This window comes from Pseudoalteromonas sp. MEBiC 03607 (assembly GCF_004792295.1).
In the GTDB taxonomy this organism is placed as follows: Bacteria; Pseudomonadota; Gammaproteobacteria; order Enterobacterales; family Alteromonadaceae; genus Pseudoalteromonas; species Pseudoalteromonas lipolytica_C.
Genome location: NZ_SRRY01000001.1, coordinates 1,141,475 through 1,164,138, shown reverse-complemented (window position 1 = coordinate 1,164,138; position 22,664 = coordinate 1,141,475). Strand labels below are relative to the sequence as shown.

20 protein-coding genes and 2 rRNA genes are annotated in these 22,664 nt (G+C 42.2%); 14 read left to right on the top strand and 8 right to left on the bottom strand.

The annotated features are described in order from the left end of the window. The first annotated feature begins 2 nt into the window (after nucleotides 1-2). From coaE to yacG, 3 genes are all read left to right on the top strand, one after another. Nucleotides 3-605, top strand: coding sequence for a dephospho-CoA kinase (gene coaE, locus E5N72_RS05310; RefSeq protein ID WP_135923545.1), 603 nt, complete (start codon nucleotides 3-5; stop codon nucleotides 603-605). 190 nt (nucleotides 606-795) lie between these two features. Next, nucleotides 796-2,472, top strand: coding sequence for a type IV-A pilus assembly ATPase PilB (gene pilB / locus E5N72_RS05305; RefSeq protein WP_135923544.1), 1,677 nt, complete (start codon nucleotides 796-798; stop codon nucleotides 2,470-2,472). A gap of 66 nt (nucleotides 2,473-2,538) precedes the next feature. Next, nucleotides 2,539-2,772, top strand: a complete 234-nt coding sequence (gene yacG / locus E5N72_RS05300) for a DNA gyrase inhibitor YacG (protein WP_135923543.1) — start codon at nucleotides 2,539-2,541, stop codon at nucleotides 2,770-2,772. A gap of 273 nt (nucleotides 2,773-3,045) precedes the next feature. Here yacG and E5N72_RS05290 read toward each other — a convergent pair whose 3' ends face one another. Next, nucleotides 3,046-3,573 carry a Spy/CpxP family protein refolding chaperone gene (locus tag E5N72_RS05290; RefSeq protein WP_135923541.1) on the bottom strand — a complete coding sequence of 176 codons (528 nt, stop codon included), beginning with the start codon at nucleotides 3,571-3,573 and terminating at the stop codon, nucleotides 3,046-3,048. A gap of 170 nt (nucleotides 3,574-3,743) precedes the next feature. On the opposite strand from E5N72_RS05290, the gene E5N72_RS05285 reads away from it, so the two are divergent. From E5N72_RS05285 to E5N72_RS05275, 3 genes are read left to right on the top strand one after another with little or no spacing between them, the layout of a single operon-like run. Continuing rightward, nucleotides 3,744-4,433 (top strand): response regulator transcription factor, encoded by a 690-nt coding sequence (locus E5N72_RS05285; RefSeq protein ID WP_135923540.1) that lies wholly within the window; start codon nucleotides 3,744-3,746, stop codon nucleotides 4,431-4,433. A gap of 1 nt (nucleotide 4,434) precedes the next feature. Further along, nucleotides 4,435-5,820 carry an ATP-binding protein gene (locus E5N72_RS05280; RefSeq protein WP_135923539.1) on the top strand — a complete coding sequence of 462 codons (1,386 nt, stop codon included), beginning with the start codon at nucleotides 4,435-4,437 and terminating at the stop codon, nucleotides 5,818-5,820. Continuing rightward, the gene (locus E5N72_RS05275) at nucleotides 5,821-6,762 is read left to right on the top strand and encodes an alpha/beta fold hydrolase (RefSeq protein WP_135923538.1); all 942 of its coding nucleotides are present in this window, start codon (nucleotides 5,821-5,823) and stop codon (nucleotides 6,760-6,762) included. On the opposite strand, the gene E5N72_RS05270 is transcribed toward E5N72_RS05275, so the two are convergent. After that, the gene (locus E5N72_RS05270) at nucleotides 6,741-7,580 is read right to left on the bottom strand and encodes a cation diffusion facilitator family transporter (RefSeq protein ID WP_235381844.1); all 840 of its coding nucleotides are present in this window, start codon (nucleotides 7,578-7,580) and stop codon (nucleotides 6,741-6,743) included. The two genes, E5N72_RS05275 and E5N72_RS05270, sit on opposite strands and share 22 nt — an antisense overlap. A 169-nt stretch (nucleotides 7,581-7,749) precedes the next feature. Between E5N72_RS05270 and trmL the strand changes: the two genes are divergently transcribed. Together trmL and E5N72_RS05260 are read left to right on the top strand one after the other, a co-directional pair. Next, a complete protein-coding gene (trmL, locus tag E5N72_RS05265) occupies nucleotides 7,750-8,214 on the top strand; it encodes a tRNA (uridine(34)/cytosine(34)/5-carboxymethylaminomethyluridine(34)-2'-O)-methyltransferase TrmL (RefSeq protein ID WP_054550977.1) in 465 nt (154 codons plus the stop codon). Between the two features lie 281 nt (nucleotides 8,215-8,495). Then, nucleotides 8,496-10,193: a GGDEF domain-containing phosphodiesterase gene (locus E5N72_RS05260; RefSeq protein WP_205994297.1), complete on the top strand. Its 1,698-nt coding sequence runs from the start codon at nucleotides 8,496-8,498 to the stop codon at nucleotides 10,191-10,193. 188 nt (nucleotides 10,194-10,381) lie between these two features. Here E5N72_RS05260 and gpsA read toward each other — a convergent pair whose 3' ends face one another. From gpsA to E5N72_RS05240, 4 genes are read right to left on the bottom strand one after another with little or no spacing between them, the layout of a single operon-like run. Beyond that, entirely contained in the window at nucleotides 10,382-11,389 is a 1,008-nt protein-coding gene (gene gpsA, locus E5N72_RS05255) for an NAD(P)H-dependent glycerol-3-phosphate dehydrogenase (RefSeq protein WP_135923535.1), read from the bottom strand. Between the two features lie 3 nt (nucleotides 11,390-11,392). After that, nucleotides 11,393-11,878 carry a protein-export chaperone SecB gene (gene secB / locus E5N72_RS05250; RefSeq protein ID WP_135923534.1) on the bottom strand — a complete coding sequence of 162 codons (486 nt, stop codon included), beginning with the start codon at nucleotides 11,876-11,878 and terminating at the stop codon, nucleotides 11,393-11,395. Between the two features lie 39 nt (nucleotides 11,879-11,917). After that, nucleotides 11,918-12,175, bottom strand: coding sequence for a glutaredoxin 3 (gene grxC / locus E5N72_RS05245; RefSeq protein WP_135923533.1), 258 nt, complete (start codon nucleotides 12,173-12,175; stop codon nucleotides 11,918-11,920). A 33-nt stretch (nucleotides 12,176-12,208) separates the two neighbouring features. Next, nucleotides 12,209-12,640: a rhodanese-like domain-containing protein gene (locus E5N72_RS05240; protein ID WP_135923532.1), complete on the bottom strand. Its 432-nt coding sequence runs from the start codon at nucleotides 12,638-12,640 to the stop codon at nucleotides 12,209-12,211. Nucleotides 12,641-12,832: 192 nt separating this feature from the next. On the opposite strand from E5N72_RS05240, the gene gpmM reads away from it, so the two are divergent. The 6 genes from gpmM (at nucleotide 12,833) to E5N72_RS05210 (ending at nucleotide 19,265) form a co-directional block, all read left to right on the top strand. Continuing rightward, nucleotides 12,833-14,377, top strand: a complete 1,545-nt coding sequence (gene gpmM, locus E5N72_RS05235; RefSeq protein WP_135923531.1) for a 2,3-bisphosphoglycerate-independent phosphoglycerate mutase — start codon at nucleotides 12,833-12,835, stop codon at nucleotides 14,375-14,377. A 3-nt stretch (nucleotides 14,378-14,380) separates the two neighbouring features. After that, on the top strand, nucleotides 14,381-15,520 hold the full coding sequence (locus E5N72_RS05230) for a peptidoglycan DD-metalloendopeptidase family protein (protein WP_135923530.1): 1,140 nt from the start codon (nucleotides 14,381-14,383) through the stop codon (nucleotides 15,518-15,520). 35 nt (nucleotides 15,521-15,555) lie between these two features. Next, nucleotides 15,556-16,821 (top strand): S41 family peptidase, encoded by a 1,266-nt coding sequence (locus E5N72_RS05225; protein ID WP_135923529.1) that lies wholly within the window; start codon nucleotides 15,556-15,558, stop codon nucleotides 16,819-16,821. A gap of 35 nt (nucleotides 16,822-16,856) precedes the next feature. Further along, nucleotides 16,857-17,615, top strand: coding sequence for a divergent polysaccharide deacetylase family protein (locus E5N72_RS05220; RefSeq protein ID WP_135923528.1), 759 nt, complete (start codon nucleotides 16,857-16,859; stop codon nucleotides 17,613-17,615). A 47-nt stretch (nucleotides 17,616-17,662) separates the two neighbouring features. Next, nucleotides 17,663-17,845, top strand: coding sequence for a hypothetical protein (locus E5N72_RS05215; protein ID WP_135923527.1), 183 nt, complete (start codon nucleotides 17,663-17,665; stop codon nucleotides 17,843-17,845). A 248-nt stretch (nucleotides 17,846-18,093) separates the two neighbouring features. Beyond that, nucleotides 18,094-19,265 (top strand): IS3 family transposase gene (locus E5N72_RS05210; protein WP_135922821.1). Its coding sequence is split into 2 segments (ribosomal slippage): nucleotides 18,094-18,367 and nucleotides 18,367-19,265, totalling 1,173 coding nucleotides; the frame shifts between segments, so codons are not numbered across the junction. Nucleotides 19,266-19,374: 109 nt separating this feature from the next. On the opposite strand, the gene rrf is transcribed toward E5N72_RS05210, so the two are convergent. Then, nucleotides 19,375-19,489: ribosomal RNA gene (rrf, locus tag E5N72_RS05205) — 5S ribosomal RNA — on the bottom strand. A gap of 189 nt (nucleotides 19,490-19,678) precedes the next feature. Beyond that, nucleotides 19,679-22,563 (bottom strand): 23S ribosomal RNA (locus tag E5N72_RS05200). Nucleotides 22,564-22,664 lie beyond the last annotated feature (101 nt).

Below are 22,664 nucleotides of genomic sequence, written 5' to 3'. Positions count from 1 at the left end.
TTATGGCAAAGTGGATTTTAGGAATTACTGGCGGTATTGGCTCTGGAAAAAGCGCGGTAAGCGCAATGTTTGAAGAACTTGGAATTAAAGTAGTCGACGCTGATGTTGTTGCCAGAGAAGTTGTCGAGACAGGCTCAACGGGTCTAAAAAAAATTACTGAATATTTTGGTGATGAAATACTCACGAGTAGCAGCACACTCGATCGCGCAAAACTAAGAACAATAATCTTTGCTGATGAATCTAAAAAACAATGGCTAAATAGCTTATTGCACCCGCTTATTAGAGAATCAATGCTGAGGCAATTACAAAAGGCCACCAGCTCCTATGTAATATTAGTTGCACCACTACTATTCGAAAATGGCTTAGAGAAATTTTGTAACCGCACTTTGCTCGTTGACGTTCCGGTTGAGGTGCAAATAACGAGAACCACGGCACGCGATAATGTTTCCACTGAATTAGCTGAGCAAATCATAGCCTCACAAATGTCTAGAGACGATAAGCTACTAAAAGCGGATGATATTTTAGATAACAATCGTCCTCTTAGAGAGGTTTTTCTAACAGTTAAAGAGTTACATCTCTCATATTTAGCATCTGCACAACAATAGCTAATTCAAAATAGAATGCTAATATTAATTAGCATGCCACAAACCAACCCAAAAGAATTAGCAAACAATGTAAACACATGAGTTTATGATGATTTTATTTTGCAATTTTGACTAAATCAGACAAGACTGATGTTATACCCTAATTTTTTCTGGTAAATTGTGGCAAAGATAGGCTCAACTTAGGTGCGCAATGAATATAAACTCACCGCTTCTCAGAAAGTACATTACTCTTGGACGTATTGATGCCGAGACAGTAAAGTTAAAACAAAAAGAGTATAGTTCTACCGCAGAGCTTATAGCTAAAAGTTGCGGTATGGATGGTCGTGAACTTGCCGAGCAATGCACCGATCTATTTCGTGTTCCTTATTTTGATATTAAAGACTTTGATGTCACAAAAATTTCTGAAGAGCTGATCAAAGAAAAACTCATTCGCGAGCATCACATTCTGCCACTTGTAAAAAAAGGCAGTAAGCTCTATATAGCCGCATCGGATCCGACCGACTATGGTGCATTTGAAAACTTTGAGTTTAGTACAGGTCTCTCATGCGAAGTCGTGGTTGTTGATTACAATCAACTCGAAAATAAAATTGAACAATTATTCGATGCGACCGGAAGTTTACATCTTAGCGAAAGCGAATTTAAAGAGCTTGGCGAGCTTGAAACCGAAACCTCAACTGATTTAGCAGCTAAAGATGAAGACAAAGACGATGCACCGATTATTGTCTACATCAATAAAATTTTAATGGATGCAATTAAAAAAGGCGCGTCGGATTTACACTTTGAACCTTATGAACACCGATATCGTGTGCGTTTTCGTATCGATGGTATTTTGCATGAGATGGCAAGCCCGCCAAATAGCTTAGCTAGCCGCTTATCTGCACGTATCAAGGTTATGTCGCGACTAGATATCGCAGAAAAACGTAAACCTCAAGATGGTCGTATTAAGCTTAAAATAACCGAACGTAAAAGTATCGATTTTCGTGTAAGTACATTGCCTACATTATGGGGCGAGAAAATCGTAATGCGTATTCTCGACTCATCAAGTGCCATGCTCGGTATCGATGTCCTTGGCTATGAGCCTGAGCAGAAGAAGCTTTACATGGATGCACTTGAGCAGCCACAAGGGATGATCTTGGTGACAGGTCCTACAGGGTCTGGTAAAACCGTATCACTTTATACCGGTTTAAACATTCTCAACCAGCCAGAGCGTAATATTAGTACCGCCGAAGATCCAGTAGAGATAAACCTTGAAGGGATAAACCAAGTACAAATTAATCCAAAAGCTGAAATGACCTTTGCTAACGCATTAAAAGCATTCTTACGACAAGATCCTGATGTTGTCATGGTTGGTGAGATCCGTGATCTTGAAACCGCTGAAATCGCGATTAAAGCAGCACAAACGGGTCACTTAGTTTTATCAACTCTACACACAAACTCAGCGCCAGAAACCCTAACTCGTCTTTTAAATATGGGGGTGCCTGCTTATAACGTAGCAAGTTCAATTAGTCTTATTATTGCACAGCGTCTAGCAAGACGACTTTGCCCTAAGTGTAAAACACCAGAAACACTACCTGATGAAGAACTGATTCGCCAAGGTTTTGATAAAGACAAGCTTAGTGAAATACAACTATTTGCACCTAAAGGTTGTGATAGTTGCACTGAGGGTTATAAAGGACGTGTTGGTGTCTATGAAGTAATGCAGATCACACCTGAAATTGCGCAAATTATTATGCGTGGTGGTAATTCCTTAGAGATTGCAGAAGTAGCATTAAGATCAGGATTCAATAACTTACGATTATCTGGACTCAAAAAAGCCGCAGCGGGTGTCACCTCACTTGCAGAAATCAACCGAGTAACGAGTTTCTAACTCGTTACTGGATTCTCTCACTCCAGTTCAGTAAGATCAGCCTAAATGAATTATTGAGAAGCAGCAATGCCAACTGTTGTAAATTGTCCAACTTGTAAAGAAAAAGTGGAGTGGTCAGAACAAAGTCCGTTCCGTCCATTCTGTTCAAAACGATGTCAACTTATTGATTTAGGTGAGTGGTCATTCGAAAATAATCGAATTTCAACACCTATTAGCAACGCTAATGAGCTTAGCCAAGATATGATTGAAGATATTGAAGCCATGCTCGCCAAAAATGACGACTCATTCTTTAAAGAGTAGATTTTAAGTAGTACCAATCCGCAATAATACTTAATCATTTTGAGGGATTAAACCTGTCGCTACCTGGGTTAAAAATTTCTGATTTACGACGGCATGGATGCAGAAGGTAGAGCAATGCAGGATCAATTGCCGAGCACAACTAAATAACGAAATTTTTGCCTTGTTATCAACGAGGTTTTGCTGCCTCAAAATAGACCACTTTATTAAGCGCATTGGTATGAAATACAAAAATGCGGCATTTGCCGCATTTTATATATTAATAGTAACTCGCTTTTAACCTTCAGAGCGCTCACCTTTACGCTCGCCGCGATTTCCATGATGACCCTTTTTATGGCCTTTTTTACGAAGATGCTTTTTAATTTCTTGGTAGCTTTCACGTTGCTCAGTATTCAAAACCTGCCAAATATCATGCTCTGATTTCATCTTTAACAAGGCAAACTGCTGAGCTTTCGCCTGACGAGCTTTGATTAACTCAAGAGCCGCATTTTCGTCAAATTTTGCTGTAGATAATAATACATCCATTTTTTCTTTGTGAGCTGCACGAGCGGCTTTCATTGCATCTTTGTCACCACGTAATGCTTCAAATTGCGTTTTCTGCTCAGCAAAAATCGCTTTTAGTTTCGTTTGCTGCTCTTCTGTAAGTTGTAATTTATCAATACCGCGCTCAGAAAGTAAAAAGCGTGCTTGTGGGTTCATTCCACGATTAAAGTCACCTTTTGCCATTGCTGAAGTAGTACCAACACTGGCTGCTGCTAAGCCACAAACAAGTACGAATTTAGAAAGTTTATTCGAAATAGTCATAATCATTACCTTTTGTTGAGTGGTGTTCCAGAGTCGTTTTCGACTGATGAGTTAACTATACTCATTACAATGCAAAGGAACGCAAAGCAGTGTAAAGGTTGTGTAAAGATTCACTTTTACACAATTTACTGAGTAAAATAACCTCAAAGAATTAAACTGCTAGGTGTCAAATGAAACTATTAATGATCGACGACGATACAGGGTTGTGCGAATTACTCAGTGAGTACTTAACAGCACAGGGATTTACAGTAGATTGTTTTCATGATGGCGCTGAAGGACTAAAACAAGCACTGCAATATAACTACGAACTTATTCTACTTGATGTGATGCTTCCCTCTATGGATGGGTTTGAAGTCTTAAAACAATTAAGGCAGCATAAACTCACTCCTGTGATCATGCTAACAGCCAAAGGAGAGGACTTTGATCGTATCTTTGGGTTAGAGCTTGGCGCTGATGATTATATTGCCAAACCATTTAATCACAGAGAGTTACTAGCTCGCGTTAAAGCAATTACCCGTCGTATTGAACATATTAATAGTCTGTCTAATCAACATAGCAATTCGTTAAGTGTAAACAGTATCAATATTAACTTTGCAACACGTGAGGCCTCAGTAAACGACAACATCCTCAGCCTAACAGGTACTGAATATGAAATTCTTGCAATGTTAGTAGACCATGCGGGAGAAGTGATCAGTAAAGAACAAATAAGTGAACAAGTATTGGGGAGACGCCTTGCTCCGTTTGACCGTTCAATAGATATGCATGTGAGTAATATTCGTAAGAAAATAGCTGAACATGTCAACAATGAACGAATAAAAACAATACGTGGTAGTGGCTACGTACTCATTCAAGGTGAATAACATGACGCCTCCTAGTTGGTTAAAGCACCCACGTCACTACCTATTTTTAAAAATCTTTGTATGGTTTTGGATTACCGTGCTGGCCACCATTACCCTACTCGTTTTTTTGAGTCAACTAACCAGCAATGTAGGCAGTGATAATCTACGCGGCCCGATGCTAAAAAACTTGCAGTACACTGCAAAAAGTATTGAGCGGATAGTTGCTAAACATGGCAAATCAACGCAAGAAGTATTATCCCATCCGCGCTTTTCAAAGCATAAATTGCTGTACTTAAATGGTGACGTACACGGAGTTGAAATGCTCAGTGAACCTATCTCTAAAGACATTGACTTAAGTTTGCTTAACTTTACTAAATACATGAGCCCACAAATTATATTTACCGATGAGTATCAAGCTTATGGGCCGATAGAATTAAATGTACCCGAAGGTAAGTTTTACCTCTATGAGATTGACGAGAAACGCAAAAAGCCGTTTTTCGTTAGCTTATGGCTAATGCCAACGTGGTTAAAGCTATTTATCGCTTTAATTGCATCATTAATGCTCAGCTTTTTCTTCAGTCGCAACTTAATTGCACCTATTAATAGCTTAAAAGAAACAGCAAAAAAACTCGCAAATGGTAACTTAGCAGCCCGAGCGGATGTATCGTCCACTCGACAAGATGAACTTGGTGTACTCGGGCGTGATTTTAATGCTATGGCAATACAGCTTGAACAACTTATTACGGCTCAAAAGCGATTACTAGCAGATATTTCTCATGAGCTGCGTTCACCTTTAACGCGCTTAAAAATGGCAACTGGCCTTGCGCAAATGCAGGCTGATGATACCCAACAGGCCTATTTAGAGCGTATCGAAAAAGAAGCCAATCAGCTTGATAAAATGATTGCCGATGTACTACAGGTGTCACGGTTAGAAGCGAAGAGTCAGACCCTTTCATTAAGTACGCAGTCACTACAAATCATAGTCGATCACGTACTTAACGACGCCCAATTTGAAGCCAAACAAAGTAATAAAGTATTGCGTGTTAATGGTGCGCTCAAAACCGATATTCGGTGTGATGAAACCTTAATTGCCAGTGCGCTTGAAAACGTGCTTCGCAATGCAATTAAGTACGCAGAGCACACCATTTCAATTAACCTAGAAGAGTCTGATGCTATTTACATGACTATTTGCGATGATGGTAAAGGTGTTGATGAAGCAAACCTTGCAAGGCTGTGTGAGCCTTTCTTTCGTCAAGAGCATGCACGCGATAGAAACACCGGAGGTACAGGTTTAGGGCTTGCAATTGCAAAGAATGCGATCTCTGCACATGATGGTACACTAACACTTGAAAACCAAGAACATGGTGGACTTTGCGTTAACATCCGCCTTCCTTTAAAGAGTCAGTAAATGTTTTATAGCACTGAAGCTAGCCTTATAAATAACACAGAGCACATCAATCAGTTTTTTTCTGAGCAATTACAAAAAGACTTTCTTAGCACGAGTCATGGTCAGCTTTATTATGGTTATGCCATACCTGAGCAAGCAAATACAGCTGTCGTCATTAGTAGTGGCCGAATTGAGTCTTTGGTTAAGTATAAGGAGTTACTGTGGGAACTTTATCAAAATGGCTTTGCGGTTTTTAGTGTTGACCACCAAGGCCAAGGTCGCTCTTATCGTCATTTAAAAAACGCTCACAAAGGCTATGTAAATCGTTTTACTGACTATGCCGATGACTTTGCCGTGTTTATTGATAAAGTGGTAAAGCAGCACTGGCAAGGAAAGCAGGTTTTACTCGGCCATTCAATGGGGAGTGCTATTGCCTATGATTACCTCTCGCGTTATCAGCATCAGTTTTCAGGTGCTTTTTTATCCGCGCCAATGTTTGATATTCACACCAAAGGTACACCAAAGCCTTTAGCAAAACTGGCAGCTAAAATTGCATCCTTACTTGGTCTTGGTCGTAGTTACGCATTTGGCCAAAGCGACTATTTGCCGGTCGACTTTACAGCCAATGAATTAACCAGTAGTGAAATTCGCTATAAGCTGTTTAGGGAACTGTATGCAGCAGAAGATGATTTACAACTAGGTGGCGTCACCTACGGCTGGCTCAATGCATCGTTTGATTTTATTGCTTCTTTAATCGATAAAAAAGTCGATATTCCTTTATTTATCGCAAGTGCAGAGCAAGATACCGTGGTCGATAATGCTGCGCAATTTGCACTTACCCATAAACAGAAACATGCACGATTGAAAACCTACGCGGGTGCTCGCCATGAACTGTTATGTGAACGCGACGAGATAAGACAGGCAGTACTCAGCGATTTTTATCAGTTTTGTGACTCTGTTTGACGAGACTTCTGAACGACTGAGAGCGGGTCTAGGTGAACTAATATATCCATCTCACATGCAAAATGAGTTTGGATCATTACCTCAACTTCATCAGCAACTTGATGAGCACGAATGAGCGATAGTGAATCTTCTAGCTCCAAATGCATTTGAATGAATTTGATCTTACCGCCTTGGCGAGTACGAATATCATGTGCGCCATAAACATCTCGATGACTATTTACAATGGCAAGAATCGTTTCTTTTTCTTCATCTGGAAGCTCTTTGTCCATAAGATGATCAGCACTTTCACGGGCAATATCCCAACTGTTATAAAGTAAATAAACTGCGACGCCAATTGCAAACAGAGGATCTGCATATGCAACACCGTATTTAGCCAACACAATAGCCAGCAACACAGCTAGGTTTAAGATCAAGTCACCTTTGTAATGAATTGAGTCAGCTTTAATTGCGATAGATTCTGTGTGGTTAATCACTTTGGTTTGTACAAATACCACCACTAACGTACAAACAATCGCAAAAATACTTACCCAAATACCTAAATCAGAATGCTTTAAGGTAACAGGGTTGAATAAACGCTCAATACCATGGAACGCTAAAAAACAACCAGAACCGGCAATGAATGCAGCTTGAGCAAGGCCAGCTAATGCTTCCGCTTTACCATGACCAAAGCGATGATCATCATCCGCTGGACGTAATGCATAACCTAGCACTAAAAAGCTCATTAAAGATGCAGTGATGTCCATCAGTGAGTCGGTTAATGAGCCAAGCATAGAAGCTGAGCCTGAAGCAAGCCATGCCCAACTTTTTGCGGCAATCATCAAGCTGACCATAGTGATGGTCACTAAACTAGCTGTTTTAACCCAAAACTCATAACTGCGATGTTGCACAAAACTTACCTTTAGATATTAACAGTTGTCAGTATATCATCTTTTTATTTGAGTTCGTGTATACTCACCTACAATTGATATTGTTTAAAAAGAGAGTCACATGCTTGATATAGTGTTATACCAACCAGAGATCCCACCTAACACTGGAAATATCATCCGTTTATGCGCAAACACTGGCTACGCCTTACATCTTATTGAACCTCTTGGCTTTGAATGGGATGACAAGCGTGTAAAACGTGCAGGACTTGATTATCATGAATTTAGTCACGTACAACGTCATGCTTCGTTCGAAGCATACCTAGAAAAATGCCAACCTAAGAAAGTCTACGCATGTACGACTAAAGGCAGTCAGTTTCACCATCAAGCACAATACCAACCAGGTGACTGTTTAGTGTTTGGTCCGGAAACTCGAGGCCTACCTGATGAGCTCATTCAATCTTTACCTAAAGAGCAACGAGTACGTATCCCGATGCAAAAAGACAGTCGAAGCATGAACTTATCTAATTCTGTGGCTGTATTTGTATATGAGTCTTGGCGTCAACTTGGCTTTGTTAATGGCCAGTAAGTTATTGAAAAAACGTTTTTAATAAAAACACACTAATTATTTAGCATTACCATTTTTTATGAACTAACCTAAATAGGCTGGCTTGTTCCTAAAGATGGTTTTAAATGCGCCCTTTTCATATTTTATGTTGCTCGACCTTGCTGATGCATCTTCCATTAGGTAAAGCATCAGCTGCAACAACCTTGCCCACGCAAGCTTCTAATTTTCCATATATCATTCTTCTGGCCTTCATTATCTTATTACTTTTGGCTTGGCTGTTTTTTTATTACAGAAATAAAAAAATGATATTCACGGATGCGTTATTGTCTAAAGCAAAAGATGCTATTTGGATAACCGACGAAGACTTCAATATCATTGAGATAAATGACGCTTTTTCTGAAATTACTGGCTATCAAAAAGTCGATGTTATCGGCAAAAAGTTTAAGGCGCTAACTCAAAGCGGTCGAGACCAACAGCTTGAAGCAATCATTCTCCAAGAGTTAGAGCAAGATGGTTACTGGTCTGGCGAAATGTGGAACATTCGTAAAGACGGTCAACCTTACGCTCTGGCTTTATCAATCACCAAAGTAATAACCTCATCACTGACTAAGCCTACTGTTCGCTATGTTGGACTGTTTTACGATATCACAACTCGTAAAAATACTGAGCGCAGTATGCTTAAGCTCACAACAAAAGATACTGTTACAGGATTATCGAATCGTGCTATTTTTATTGAATCTCTTGATAAAGCAATCAAAGCATGTAACGACACTTACCCGAGTTTACTCATCGTATTTATTGACATCGATAATTTCAAAAAGATAAATGACTCTTTAGGTCATACCTTAGGTGATGTGTTACTCAAAGAGGTCGCGTGCCGCTTAACAGCATCGCTCAATTCAGGCTTCACAATCGCCAGACTAGGTGCAGATGAGTTTGCAATACTTGTTCCTCCATACCTTTATTCAGGAAAAACGATATTCTTTGCAAAGCAAACTGTGGATACAGTTCTTCAGCAATTCAAAACACCTTTTATGCTGGATAATTTTGAAACTTCATTATCTGTATGTTGTGGTCTCGCTATTTATCCAGACAATGCTTATAACTGCGAGAACCTGATGCGCAGTGCCAATAGCGCATTAAATCATGCAAAAAAAATAGGCCGAAATACATACCAGTTTTTTGATAAAGATCGCCACACACTTGACCCAACCGAGTTAACGAAAGAAAGCGCTCTGTTTAAGGCAATTACCAATAATGACTTTGAACTTTACTTCCAACCTAAGTTTGATGCTCAACACAATCGTCTGCATGGCTTTGAAGCCCTAGTTAGGTGGCCTCAAGATGATGGCAGTATTATAACACCTGACGAATTCATCCCTCTTGCAGAACAAAATGGTGCCATTATCCCACTAACACAATTACTAATAGAGCGGTTACTAAAACAACTATCTAGCTGGCAAAAGCAAAATATACGGTTTGGCAATGTAGCCATTAACATTTCTGCTTTACACTTTCAGCACAGTAGCTTAATAGACACATTAATAGAGTACTTAGGCAAGTTTGATGTACCAGCCTACTGCTTGGAGTTAGAAATAACAGAAAGTGCAATGATGGATAACCCTGAGTTTGCCCTTCAGCAAATGACACGCATAAAAGCGCTTGGTGTTAACATCGCCCTAGACGACTTTGGTACAGGGCACTCATCGTTAAGTTACCTGAAACGGTTTCCTATCGACACCCTAAAAATTGACAAATCCTTTGTCAAAGACATCGCTCATAACGATCAAGATAGAAACATCACGGCAACTATTGTCCGCTTGGCAAAGTATCTCGGTATTAATATTATTGCCGAGGGCGTTGAAACCCAAGAGCAGGCTTACATGTTACATATTATGGGTTGCCATTTTCAACAGGGATTCTATTACAGTAAGCCTCTTAAAGCTGAACAAGTGGTCGATTTCATTAATAAAAACAAGTTAAACAACCAACTTAAGTAATACCTATTCGCTTAATTAAGTGAGCTATTTTGAGGCAACAAAATCTCGTTAATAACAAGGCTAAGATTTAGTTTTTTAGATCTTTAAAAGAGAAGGTATTAGTACCTCGCATTGCGAGCAGTTATAAGTTATAAAAAAACAAAAAACGCGATTAATAATCGCGTTTTGTTTTAAGTGCGCCGGTATCATTACTCTGACTTTTGCTCTCGACCAAGCAACGCCATCGCAGCTTCTTTTACATCTTTATTTTCATAAAGCACTTTGTAAATTTGCTCTGTGATCGGCATTTCGATGCCGGTACGCTCAGCAAGTAAAAACACTTCTTTAGTATTTCTATAGCCTTCGACAACCTGACCAATTGATTCGATTGCCGCTTCGACTCCTTCACCTTTACCCAGTGCCAGACCAAAACGACGGTTACGCGATTGGTTATCTGTACAGGTTAAGATTAAGTCACCAAGACCAGCCATGCCCATAAAGGTATCTGAACGGGCACCTAATGCACAACCTAAACGACACAGCTCAGCTAAACCACGGGTTATTAAAGCTGTACGAGCATTAGCCCCAAAGCCAAAACCGTCCGACATACCTGCGCCAATCGCAATCACATTTTTTACTGCGCCACCAAGTTGTATACCAATGAAATCATCATTGTTATACACCCTAAATGAGCGGCCACAATGTAAAAGATCAGCCAGCTGCTTTGCAAAATCTTTAGAAGTCGACGATACCGAAATAGCTGTTGGCAAGCCCATAGCCATTTCTTTAGCAAAAGTAGGTCCTGAAAGCACGGCCAGTGGAATATTATCCCCAAGCTCTTGTACTGCAACTTCTTGCAATAAACGCCCTGTGTTAGGCTCTAAACCTTTTGTAGCCCACGCAACTTCAGCTTCCTCGTTTAACCATGGTTTTATTTTCTGTAGAGTGCCTGCGAAAGCATGACTTGGTACAACCACTAGAATGATTTTACTTGCTTTTACTGCTGTTTCTAGATCAGCTTCTAGCTTTAGCGACTCAGGAAAGGTGACATCAGGAACATAACGTTGATTTTTTCGCTCAGCTGCAAGCGTAGCAACGTCATCGCTATTGCGCCCCCATAAAGTGACTGGGTGACCATTTCTGGCAAAGCAAATAGCAAGGGCGGTGCCATACGACCCCGCCCCTAAAACTGTAACAGCTGATTGTGCTGTAGTCATAGCTTATGCGTCTGCAGTTGCCTGTTGCTCTTGAGCTGCACGCTGTTGCATGTATTGAGCAAAAAGAGCATCAAAGTTAACTGGTGCTAAGTTTAATTGTGGGAAAGTACCACGGTTAACTAAGTTTGATACTGCTTCACGAGCGTAAGGGAAAAGTACGTTCGGGCAGAATGCACCTAGCATGTGTGCAAGTTGTACTTCTTCAACATCAGCGATAGTAAAAATACCTGCTTGTTGAATTTCACAAAGGAACGCAGTTTCTTCACCGATAGATGCTGTCACTGTTAATGCAAGAACAACTTCAAATACACCTTCTTCTAACTTGTTAGAACGAGTATCTAGGTCAAGTTTAACTTCAGGAGTCCACTCTTTTTGGAAAATTGCTGGCGAATTAGGTGTCTCGAATGAAACATCTTTTGTGTAAATACGTTGGATTGTGAATTGCGCGCCTGCTTGTTGTTCTGCTGCGTTTTGATTTTCTTCGTTCATTGTAATTCCTATCTTGAATTCGTTTTTATAATTAAAAAATTAAGCGTTAAGCTTTGCGTCTAAAAGGCCTTGAGCCTCTATTGCCATCATGTCGTCGCAACCACCGATATGTTCATCATTGATGAAAATTTGTGGCACCGTGTAACCACCATTTGCTTTATCGATCATTTCATCGCGTCGTTCTGGATGAACACCAATATCAATGTTCGTATAGTTTACACCTTTACTGTCTAACAATGCCAAAGCGCGTTGGCAAAATGGGCAGTAAGCCTTTGTGTAAAGAACAACATTACTCATAATAATTCCTCTATCGAGCTGCAACGTAGATATTTAACGGCCTGTCGTTGTTGGTAGGCTCGCTGATTGCCATGCACCCATACCACCTGATAATACATAAACACGCTCATAGCCTGCTTTATGCATAGCAGTTGCGATACCTGAAGCTGTCATGCCTGTAGTACATACAAGTATAATGGGTTTACTCTTGAACTTTTCAAGGCTTGAAAAATCAGATTGTTTAGCTTTTTCCGGATTTAAATGCTCTGCACCCGCAATTCGACCCGAATTAAATTCTTTTTGAGGACGAATATCAACGACTTGACCATCTTCACGATTAATCAGCAAAGTTACTTGTTGTGGGTTAATCTGGCGAATAGCTGAAAATTTACTTTTAAACCAACTGCTGATCAGCATTGCTACTAATGCTAACCAAATGATGCTCAAAACCGGATGATTTGAGATAAATTCAATATATTGATCCATGCGTTTTCCACTAAGAAATTTAGGTACCACAGCGCATAGCCATGGGTTAATTAAAATTTGCCACGCAAGTATACGTGCTTGAATTGAAAATGCTAGGGCGTGAAATATTTTAATATGACATATTGATAGCTGATCAAAACCATAAAACACGGTATGCTAGTGATATATAAGTGCCAATCTTCAGGAGCTATAATGACAGAGCATAAAAAACCATTGGTATTAATGATCTTAGACGGTTGGGGATACCGTGAAGATACAGAAAGTAACGCTATACTTGCTGCTAATACCCCAGTACTCGATAACCTTTGGGCAACCCGCCCACATACATTAATTTCAGGTTCGGGACTTGATGTTGGTTTACCTGCAGGACAAATGGGTAACTCTGAAGTAGGCCACGTAAACTTAGGTGCTGGCCGTATTGTTTACCAAGATTTTACGCGCATCACAAAAGCCATTGATGATGGTGAATTCGATAGCAACCCAGCACTTGTTGATAATATCGACAAAGCTGTAAATGCAGGCAAAGCTGTACATATCATGGGTCTTTTAAGCCCGGGTGGTGTTCATAGTCACGAAGACCACATTGTTGCAACGATTGAACTTGCAGCCAAGCGCGGTGCAAAAGAAGTTTACTTCCACGGTTTCTTAGATGGTCGTGACACGCCGCCACGCAGTGCAAAAGCATCAATTGAGCGTATCGAAGCATTATTTGCAGAACTTGGCTGCGGCCGTTTAGCAACACTTGTTGGTCGTTACTATGCAATGGACCGCGATAACCGTTGGAACCGTGTCGAGCTTGCTTATGACGTTATGGTTAGTGGCATTGCTGAATACAGTTACACTGATGGCGTAACCGCACTAGAAGAGGCTTATGCACGTGATGAAAACGATGAATTCGTTGCTGCAACTACAGTAGTACCAGAAGGCCAGACAGCTGTTGAGATTAATGACGGCGACACTGTTATCTTTGCTAACTTCAGAGCAGACCGAGCACGTGAAATGACTCGTGCCTTTGTTGATGCTGACTTTAGCGGTTTTGATAAGAAAAAATCACCACAGTTAAGCGCTTTTGTGATGATGACTGAGTATGCAGCAGACATCAAAGCGCCGATTGCATTTGCCCCAGAGCCTTTAACAAATGTATTAGGCGAATGGTTAGAGAAGCAAGGTAAAACACAGCTACGTATTTCTGAAACAGAAAAATACGCACACGTGACCTTTTTCTTTAGTGGTGGTCGTGAAGATGAATTTGTTGGCGAGACTCGCGAACTAATTCCATCACCACAAGTAGCAACATACGATCTGCAACCAGAAATGAACTCTGAAATGCTGACCGATAAGCTTGTTGAAGCAATCGCTAGCGGTAAATACGATGCCATCATCTGTAACTACCCTAACGGAGACATGGTAGGTCACTCAGGTGTATTCGAAGCTGCAGTTAAAGCATGTGAAGCTGTTGACCACTGTATTGGTCGTGTTATAGCTGCACTTGAAGAGCATGGTGGTGAAGCGCTGATCACAGCAGACCACGGTAATGCAGAACAAATGGCTAACCCAGCAACAGGTCAAGCGCATACTGCACACACTAGTGAGCCTGTGCCATTTATCTATGTTGGCCGTGATGCAACACCACATGATGGTAAAACATTAAGTGACGTGGCTCCAACCATGCTTCACCTACTTGGCTTAGAGCAGCCAAGTGAAATGACTGGTAAACCAATCATGACGCTGAAATAAGCTATGAGTAAATGTATTAACCACTTCTTTAAAACTGGTTTAATACTGACTTCATTAGTAACAACTTCGGTTGTTGCTAATGAAGATCAAACCAAAAAAGACTTATCAGACATTCAATCAGCTTTACAAAAAACAGAGGCTGAGCTTAAAGGTCAACGCAAGTCCATTGCTCAAATGCGCAAAGATCTGCGCGCCCATGAGCTCGATATAGCTCAAAATGCCAAAGCATTAAACCTTGCAGCCCAATCGGTTAAAGAAAACGAGCAACAACAGCGAGAACAACAAGCTAAAGCACAGCAGCTTAAAGCTCAACAAGCCAAGCGACAAACCTTATTAGCTGCCCAGCTAAAAAGCGCCTACATGGCTGGTAGCCATGACTATTCAAAAATGCTGCTTAACCAACAAGACACAGCCAAGATTGAGCGTACACTCAGTTATTACAATTACCTAAATAAAGCACGCATTAAGCAAATTGAAGAGCTCAAAGCACTGCAGCAAGAAATAGCTGACAACCAAGCTGAGCTTGAAAAAACGAAACAACGTCTAGTTGCCTTATATGATGAGCAAAAGCAGCGTCAGCAGGCCTTAGTTAAAGCTCAACAAGAACGTAAAAACAACCTCAATAAACTTCAGTCAGCACTCAAAGAGACTAAAAGCTCAATAGACTATTTAAAAGAGAATGAACAAACTCTCATCACAGCCATTGAAGAGTTAGAAAGAGAGCGCAGTGAAAAAGTAGAACTACTAGGTCTTCAAAGCAGTAAAGGAAAGCTAGACTGGCCAACCAAAGGGGCACTACGCCATCGCTTTGGACAACGTAAGCACGGCAACATAGACTGGAAAGGCGTACTCATTAGTGCCAAAGAGGGCAGTAATGTTAAAAGCGTACAGAACGGCCAAGTTGTTTATGCCGATTGGTTAAATGGCTTTGGTTGGGTGATTGCCATTGACCATGGTGATGGCTTTATGAGCTTATACGGCCATGCTCAAACTCTACTTCGCGATGTTGGTGACCTTGTTAGAGAAGGCGAAACAATTGCTTTAGTTGGTCAAAGCGGCGGACAGCCAGATCCTGGTCTATACTTTGAAATACGCCACAAAGGACGCGCAGTAAATCCTGTAAAATGGTGCAGACGCATTTAATAGATTAAATAGCTGCACCCTATGAGGAGCAGCTGATGCTAAACACAACCCTTACATTCAGAGCTATCTACCCAGCCAAGTTTTTTACTCAGCTGTGTTTTATAACGTTAGTTACATTTTTTTGCTTGGTGTTTCAATCATTCCCAAGCATTGCTAAACCCTCGCTTGAAACACTTCATCGTCAACAGTTAAACGAAATACTTTTTAATATTCACACCTATTATGTAGATGATTTGAAGTTACAAAATAGCTTTGTTAGTCAACCTAATAACGACCAAGTGGAAGAATTACTAAAACAGCTTGATCCCTACTCTAAATATCTTAATGAAAATGAGCTCGATGCCATATTTAGCAACACCAATGGTCGCTACACAGGCTTGGGGATCGAAGTTAAAATGGATAATGGACGAGTTTATATCGTCAATACTTTAAGTAACTCCCCAGCAGAACAAGCGGGATTACAAATAAATGATGAAGTTGTTGCGATTAATCATCAGCCTATCATGAATAAGAGTATTGATGAGGTTGCAACGCTGATTCGAGAGAGCGGATTAGACGCCGTCAATGTTTCAATAATGCGAAAAGAATCAACAGCATTAAGCTTTTCAATTAAGCGCCAGCAAATCACACTAGAAAGCGTTCATGGCTACCTATCCAATTCAGGCGTCGCTTTATTAAGCATTAATACATTTAATAATCACACACTGCATGACGTTGCACGTGAACTTGCAAAAATGCAAGTTAATAACAGCTTCCCATTATCTGGTTTAATTATTGATTTACGTGATAATCCCGGCGGCACATTGCAAGGCGCCATAGAGGTTGCAGACTTATTTCTAGACAGCGGCATCATTGTTTCAACTAAAGGACGCTTTAATGAGGCAAACCAGAGATACACTGCGCATAGCGGTGATATTTTAGAAGGAGCCCCTATTGCTGTTTTAATAAATGAAAACTCAGCTTCTGCCGCAGAAATTCTCGCCGCTGCACTTCGCGATAACCAACGTGCAACTTTAATTGGCGAAACATCTTTTGGTAAAGGCTCAGTGCAATCGCTTATTCCGCTAGGCAACGGTAATACAGCATTAAAACTCACCACTGCGCGTTATTATACCCCTCTTGGTCAGTCAATAGATGGTAAAGGGATCACACCTGATGTGAGTATAAATCAAACAATACTTTCAGAAATTAACCTAGACGTTATAATAAAAAATATACAAGAATTGGCGCTTTTTAGTTCACTGCTTGATAGACAGGACAAAAAACAGCTGACAGCAAAACAGTTCGCTATTATGCAGTAAGTAAGCGCACACACTGGATATAATAATTACAAAAAGTGAATCTAAAAACTGGCTTATTACTCGCAGTATGTTGCCTACCGCTATTTTGCCAAGCAAAGCAAATAGCTATAGTAATCGATGATATAGGCAATCATCAGCGCGATCTTGAAATATTAAACTTACCAGGGCAAGTGACTTTCTCAATCTTGCCCCATACTCCCTATTCACAAATATTTGCTGAACGTGCTAGTAAAACTCATAAAGAATTACTTTTACATGTACCAATGCAAGCGCTTGATAAAACTAAGGCGCTTGGTCCTGGTGCACTCACGGACAATATGACTAAGTCAGAGTTACAAACAACCCTTGGCCATGCGTTAGCCTCTTTACCACAAGTAAAAGGGGTCAATAACCACATGGGTTCTGAGCTAACACAGCTTACAGAGCCAATGAAATGGACAATGGAAGTTTTAAAAAAACGTGGTTTGTACTTCTTAGATAGCCGTACAACCAGCCTAAGTGAAGCGCAAAATGTTGCTAACCTGTATGGTGTGGCTAATGTATCTCGTCATGTATTTCTTGATAACAATGTCACCCAAAGCCAGCTACAACATCAACTTGAGGAACTTAAAAGCAAAGCTGAGCACTTCAACTACGCAATCGCCATTGCCCACCCCTACCCAGAAACTGTTACATTTCTTCAGCAAGCACTCCCAGAACTACAACGACAAGGCTTCGAACTTGTTCCTCTCTCACAACTAGTCGAAACCAAATACATTCAACTAGCCAAAGCAGAACAAAGACAAGGGGAGTAAGCGTTATAAACGTGAGTGGCGAGTTAGCGAGTTAGAAAGGGTAAAGTTTGAGATCTGGCGTAGGTTGGGTAGAGCGCAGCGAAACCCAACACAGTGCTATCAGCTTTCAGCAGTCAGCGATCAGCCGCGCGGTGGAGGTGTTTGGTGCTGCGTCTTCCTCTGCCGGAGGTTCTAGGCAAAGTGTACTTGTAGGAATGGCTTTAGCCGTAAATGTGTTTGTTCTGGTCTGAATTCGGCACTGAAGTGCCTCCTACGGGGGTTGTTGCTGAGGGTGACTCTGTACTAAACAACCACACAGTTCAACTTTACCCTTGCTAACTTGTAACTAGCTAACTCGTGTTGGGTTTCGCTCCGCTCTACCCAACCTACCTGGAGAATGAACAGGGAGTGCTGAGGGAGTCTCTGTACTAAACAACCCCGCAGTTCAGCTGATTGATCTGACTCCATAAAAGTAGACACCTTTTTGGAGTCAGTAATCATGAAAGTAAAGTCACAGCGTAGATATTCCCTCGAATTTAAAATAAAAGTCGTTCAAGAGTCGTTAGACACCACAGATACAGTTAAGATGGTCGCTAATAAGTACGGTATTCATCCTGACATGCTATCAAGTTGGAGAAGTCACATGACCTCGAAAAAGAAAACGGCAAAGCCACTAAAGAACCAAGGCCCTGACAAATCATACACAGATTTAGAACGCCAAATTCGCAAGCTTGAGAAGCAACTCGAAGATGCTCAGTTGGAGAATGACGTTTTAAAAAAGGCGAAGGTCTACTTCGACAGCCTAAAAGAATAAGGTTCGAATATATCCACAAGGTCACAGACGCCAAACGCACAGTGAAGAAGTTGTGCAGCTGGTTATCTGTGTCGCCGGCTGGATACTATAAATGGTTAAAGCAATTACCTAGCACACGCCAGAAAGAAAACAGTTCGTTACTGAAATTTCTAAAGTATGTCAGCGACCAAGAGCACTGTATTCCTGGTTATAGGAAGCTCTGGGAGGCAGCGGTAGCACATGGTTTTGATTGCAGTAAAGGGCGTGTGCAGAGACTATTACAAAGCGTTGGCTATCGTTCAAAGTCAGGTAAAAGACGCTATACAAGCCGCTCGAAGAAAGAAGGTACAATCAAAGCGAGTAATTTATTACGGCGCCAGTTTAATGTTGATGCAGTAAATACCGTGTGGGTATCAGATATCACACAAGTACGCTGTAAAGATGGTTGGCAGTATTTATGCGTCATCCTTGACTTGTACTCTCGTAAGGTTGTTGGCTGGGTAACAAGCCGTATAAACAACGCCGAGTTAGTTATTAAAACACTGAGGAAAGCATGGTCAGCACGTAAACCTGATGGTTCGAATTTGCTCTTTCATTCAGACCAAGGAGCTCAGTATGTCGCAAAGGAAACAGTGAAGTGGTTAACTAATAGAGGTGTCACAGTGAGTATGTCTAGAAAAGGCAACTGCTGGGATAACGCATGCTCAGAAAGCTTCTTTGCGCAGTATAAAAAGGAGTGGATAAAGAATTTAAATGAACTGAGTCGTAGTGAAATGACAACACAAACGTATTTTTATATTGAAAAATACTACAACTCAGTAAGAAGGCATGGCACCCTAGGGTATAAAAGTCCCATGCAGTACGAACAAGTTAATTAAACCTTGTGTCTACTTTATCGGAGTCAGATCAGATGTCTGATGGCTGAAAGCTGACAGCTAAAACGCAAAAAAGCCCGACTCTTTCGAATCGGGCTTTCTTTAATTTGGAGCCTGGCGATGTCCTACTTTCACATGGCAAATGCCACACTATCATCGGCGCTGTTTCGTTTCACTACTGAGTTCGGCATGGGGTCAGGTGGGTCCAAAACGCTATTGTCACCAAGCAAAAGGCGTGGAAAGGATTCTCGACAAAGCGCGTAGCGCTTACGAGTCCTTTGCGCAAGGTGAACTGATTTCGCATTAAGCGTTGAGGTTCACCCTACATAAATTCGGAATTCTGATATCAAGTAAATGTCTACTTTAGTTTCTTAACTTCTGTCTGTTACGCTGTCATAAAACGCGTTTGGCGTTGTATGGTTAAGCCTCACGGGTAATTAGTACAGGTTAGCTTAATGGCTCGCACCACTTCCACACCCTGCCTATCAACGTTGTAGTCTTCAACGGCCCTTCAGAGACTTTAAAAGTCTAGTGAGAACTCATCTCGAGGCCTGCTTCGCGCTTAGATGCTTTCAGCGCTTATCAGTTCCGAACGTAGCTACCGGGCAGTGCCATTGGCATGACAACCCGAACACCAGCGGTTCGTTCACTCCGGTCCTCTCGTACTAGGAGCAACCCCTCTCAATTCTCAAACGCCCACGGCAGATAGGGACCGAACTGTCTCACGACGTTCTAAACCCAGCTCGCGTACCACTTTAAATGGCGAACAGCCATACCCTTGGGACCGACTTCAGCCCCAGGATGTGATGAGCCGACATCGAGGTGCCAAACACCGCCGTCGATATGAACTCTTGGGCGGTATCAGCCTGTTATCCCCGGAGTACCTTTTATCCGTTGAGCGATGGCCCTTCCATTCAGAACCACCGGATCACTATGACCTACTTTCGTACCTGCTCGACGTGTCTGTCTCGCAGTTAAGCTGGCTTCTACCATTACACTAACCGTACGATGTCCGACCGTACTTAGCCAACCTTCGTGCTCCTCCGTTACTCTTTGGGAGGAGACCGCCCCAGTCAAACTACCCACCAGGCACTGTCCGTAACCCCGATTAGGGGCCAACGTTAGAACATCAACACTACAAGGGTGGTATTTCAAGGACGGCTCCACAAAGACTAGCGTCTCTGCTTCAAAGCCTCCCACCTATCCTACACATGTAGGGTCAATGTTCAGTGCCAAGCTGTAGTAAAGGTTCACGGGGTCTTTCCGTCTAGCCGCGGGTACACAGCATCTTCACTGCGATTTCAATTTCACTGAGTCTCGGGTGGAGACAGCGTGGCCATGGTTACACCATTCGTGCAGGTCGGAACTTACCCGACAAGGAATTTCGCTACCTTAGGACCGTTATAGTTACGGCCGCCGTTTACCGGGGCTTCGATCAAGAGCTTCGTCCGAAAACTAACCCCATCAATTAACCTTCCGGCACCGGGCAGGTGTCACACCGTATACGTCATCTTGCGATTTTGCACAGTGCTGTGTTTTTAATAAACAGTCCCAGCCACCTGGTCACTGCGGCTCCCGTCCGCTTAGAGAGCAAGTCTCATCACAGATAGGAGCGTACCTTCTCCCGAAGTTACGGTACGATTTTGCCTAGTTCCTTCACCCGAGTTCTCTCAAGCGCCTTAGTATTCTCTACCTGACCACCTGTGTCGGTTTGGGGTACGATTCGGTATAATCTGAAGCTTAGAGGCTTTTCCTGGAAGTATGGCATCAACAACTTCACCACCTTAGTGGCTCGTCTCGTGTCTCAGTCTTAGCAACCCGGATTTTCCTAAGTCACCAACCTACTCACTTTCACATGGACAACCAACGCCATGCTTGTTTAGCCTGCTCCGTCCCCCCATCGCAATTATACCAAGTACGGGAATATTAACCCGTTTCCCATCGACTACGCCTTTCGGCCTCGCCTTAGGGGTCGACTTACCCTACCCTGATTAACATGGGATAGGAACCCTTGGTCTTCCGGCGTGCGGGTTTTTCACCCGCATTATCGTTACTCATGTCAGCATTCGCACTTCTGATACCTCCAGCAACCCTCCCGGGTCACCTTCAACGGCTTACAGAACGCTCCCCTACCACTCATACATAGTATGAATCCGCAGCTTCGGTGCATAGTTTAGCCCCGTTACATCTTCCGCGCAGACCGACTCGACCAGTGAGCTATTACGCTTTCTTTAAAGGGTGGCTGCTTCTAAGCCAACCTCCTGGCTGTCTGGGCCTTTCCACATCGTTTCCCACTTAACTATGACTTTGGGACCTTAGCTGGCGGTCTGGGTTGTTTCCCTCTTCACGACGGACGTTAGCACCCGCCGTGTGTCTCCCGGATAGTACTTTACGGTATTCGGAGTTTGCAAAGGGTTGGTAAGTCGGGATGACCCCCTAGCCTTAACAGTGCTCTACCCCCGTAAGTATTCGTCCGAGGCTCTACCTAAATAGATTTCGGGGAGAACCAGCTATCTCCCGGTTTGATTAGCCTTTCACTCCTAGCCACAGGTCATCCCCTAACTTTTCAACGTTAGTGGGTTCGGTCCTCCAGTTGATGTTACTCAACCTTCAACCTGCCCATGGCTAGATCACCGGGTTTCGGGTCTATACCTTGCAACTATACGCCCAGTTAAGACTCGGTTTCCCTACGGCTACCCTAATCGGTTAACCTCGCTACAAAATATAAGTCGCTGACCCATTATACAAAAGGTACGCAGTCACCCAACAAGTGGGCTCCTACTGCTTGTACGTACACGGTTTCAGGTTCTATTTCACTCCCCTCACAGGGGTTCTTTTCGCCTTTCCCTCACGGTACTGGTTCACTATCGGTCAGTTGGGAGTATTTAGCCTTAGATGATGGTCCACCTATATTCAGTCAAAGTTTCACGTGCTCCGACCTACTCGATTTCACTTAAGATGCATTTTCGTGTACGGGACTATCACCCTGTATCGTCAAACTTTCCAGAATGTTCCACTAACACATAATAAGCTTAAGGGCTGGTCCGGTTTCGCTCGCCGCTACTTCCGGAATCTCGGTTGATTTCTGTTCCTACGGGTACTTAGATGTTTCAGTTCTCCGCGTTCGCCTCTTACACCTATGTATTCAGTGTAAGATACCTGCAAGCAGGTGGGTTTCCCCATTCGGAAATCCTAGTCTCAAGCGCTTTTTACTAGCTTGACTAGGCTTATCGCAAGTTAATACGTCCTTCATCGCCTCCAACTGCCAAGGCATCCACCGTGTACGCTTAGTCACTTAACCATACAACCCAAACGGGTCTTTGTTAGTGACAGCTGTTAACTTCGCCAGAAGTTAATTCATCAAATAATGATGAGAATACTAAAGTAGATACCGATTAATCA

Excerpts from the sequence above, each read along its gene's own strand:
- trmL (WP_054550977.1), top strand. The coding sequence starts at position 7,750 with ATGCTTGATATAGTGTTATACCAACCAGAGATCCCACCTAACACTGGA.
- grxC (WP_135923533.1), bottom strand. The coding sequence starts at position 12,175 with ATGAGTAATGTTGTTCTTTACACAAAGGCTTACTGCCCATTTTGCCAA.
- E5N72_RS05225 (WP_135923529.1), top strand. The coding sequence starts at position 15,556 with ATGCTAAACACAACCCTTACATTCAGAGCTATCTACCCAGCCAAGTTT.
- pilB (WP_135923544.1), top strand. The coding sequence starts at position 796 with ATGAATATAAACTCACCGCTTCTCAGAAAGTACATTACTCTTGGACGT.
- gpmM (WP_135923531.1), top strand. The coding sequence starts at position 12,833 with ATGACAGAGCATAAAAAACCATTGGTATTAATGATCTTAGACGGTTGG.
- E5N72_RS05285 (WP_135923540.1), top strand. The coding sequence starts at position 3,744 with ATGAAACTATTAATGATCGACGACGATACAGGGTTGTGCGAATTACTC.
- gpsA (WP_135923535.1), bottom strand. The coding sequence starts at position 11,389 with ATGACTACAGCACAATCAGCTGTTACAGTTTTAGGGGCGGGGTCGTAT.
- secB (WP_135923534.1), bottom strand. The coding sequence starts at position 11,878 with ATGAACGAAGAAAATCAAAACGCAGCAGAACAACAAGCAGGCGCGCAA.
- E5N72_RS05290 (WP_135923541.1), bottom strand. The coding sequence starts at position 3,573 with ATGACTATTTCGAATAAACTTTCTAAATTCGTACTTGTTTGTGGCTTA.
- yacG (WP_135923543.1), top strand. The coding sequence starts at position 2,539 with ATGCCAACTGTTGTAAATTGTCCAACTTGTAAAGAAAAAGTGGAGTGG.
- E5N72_RS05260 (WP_205994297.1), top strand. The coding sequence starts at position 8,496 with ATGATATTCACGGATGCGTTATTGTCTAAAGCAAAAGATGCTATTTGG.
- E5N72_RS05270 (WP_235381844.1), bottom strand. The coding sequence starts at position 7,580 with ATGATTGCCGCAAAAAGTTGGGCATGGCTTGCTTCAGGCTCAGCTTCT.
- E5N72_RS05280 (WP_135923539.1), top strand. The coding sequence starts at position 4,435 with ATGACGCCTCCTAGTTGGTTAAAGCACCCACGTCACTACCTATTTTTA.
- coaE (WP_135923545.1), top strand. The coding sequence starts at position 3 with ATGGCAAAGTGGATTTTAGGAATTACTGGCGGTATTGGCTCTGGAAAA.
- E5N72_RS05230 (WP_135923530.1), top strand. The coding sequence starts at position 14,381 with ATGAGTAAATGTATTAACCACTTCTTTAAAACTGGTTTAATACTGACT.
- E5N72_RS05240 (WP_135923532.1), bottom strand. The coding sequence starts at position 12,640 with ATGGATCAATATATTGAATTTATCTCAAATCATCCGGTTTTGAGCATC.
- E5N72_RS05275 (WP_135923538.1), top strand. The coding sequence starts at position 5,821 with ATGTTTTATAGCACTGAAGCTAGCCTTATAAATAACACAGAGCACATC.